This window comes from Pseudomonadota bacterium (genome assembly GCA_010028905.1).
GTDB lineage: Bacteria > Vulcanimicrobiota > Xenobia > RGZZ01 > RGZZ01 > RGZZ01.
Map to the genome: position 1 here is coordinate 1 of RGZZ01000934.1, position 1,020 is coordinate 1,020.

Sequence of the window (1,020 nt, forward strand, 5' to 3'; positions counted from 1 at the left end):
GGTGCGCGCGGTGCCTACCACCCCCCTTCACCGCTGGGCCATCGACTTCATGCTGGGGTTCCTGTCGCGCATCGAGCGGGGCTGCCTCACCATCGACATGCCGGACGGCACCATCCATCGCCTCGGCACGCCCGAGCCAGGGCTCGAGGCCACCATGCGCATCGGCAACTACGATTTCTTCCTGCGTCTCGTGAAAGACGGCGATGTTGCCCTTGGCGAAGGGTACAGCGCGGGCGAGTACGCCTGCGATGACATCACCACGATGCTGCGCATCTTCATCGAGAACCGCTCACGTCTCGAAGACAAGCGCCTCTTCACCACCTGGCTGGGGCGGTTCGTCAATCGGGTGCGCCACCTGGCCCGCTCGAACAACCTCACCGGCAGCCGCCGCAACATCCGCGACCACTACGACCTGGGCGATCGGCTGTTCACCCGCTTCCTCGACCCGTCGATGACCTACTCATGCGCCGTGTTCGATCACCCTGATCAGGGCCTCGAAGAGGCCCAGGCGAACAAGCGGCGCATGCTCATCCGCAAAGCGCGCCTGGGCCCGAACGATCATCTGCTCGAGATCGGATGCGGCTGGGGGGCGCTGGCCATCGACGCAGTGCGTCAGACGGGCTGCCGCGTCACCGGCATCACCCTCTCCGACGACCAGCTGCGCATCGCGCGAGAGCGCGTGCGCGCAGCCGGCCTCGAAGACCGCATCGACCTTCGCCTGTGCGACTACCGCACCCTCGAAGGGCAGTTCGATCGCATCATCTCGGTCGAGATGCTCGAAGCCGTCGGCCACGAGAACCTCGGCGACTTCTTTGCCTCGTGCGATCGCCTCCTGGCGCCCAACGGCTTCGTGGTGCTGCAGGTCATCACCACGCCGGATGACAGCTACGAGGTCTACCGCAGGCACTGCGACTGGATCCAGAAGGTCATCTTCCCCGGCTCGCTCTGCCCGGCGTTCTCGGCGCTCACAGCCGCCATGGCGCGCCGCTCGCGCTTCGTGGTCGAGCACGTCGAGAACAT

General features: G+C 66.0%; 1 protein-coding gene. It reads left to right on the plus strand.

The annotated features are described in order from the left end of the window. Positions 1-1,020, plus strand: a 1,020-nt coding sequence (locus EB084_26495) for a class I SAM-dependent methyltransferase (protein ID NDD31812.1), incomplete at both ends; no start/stop codon positions are given.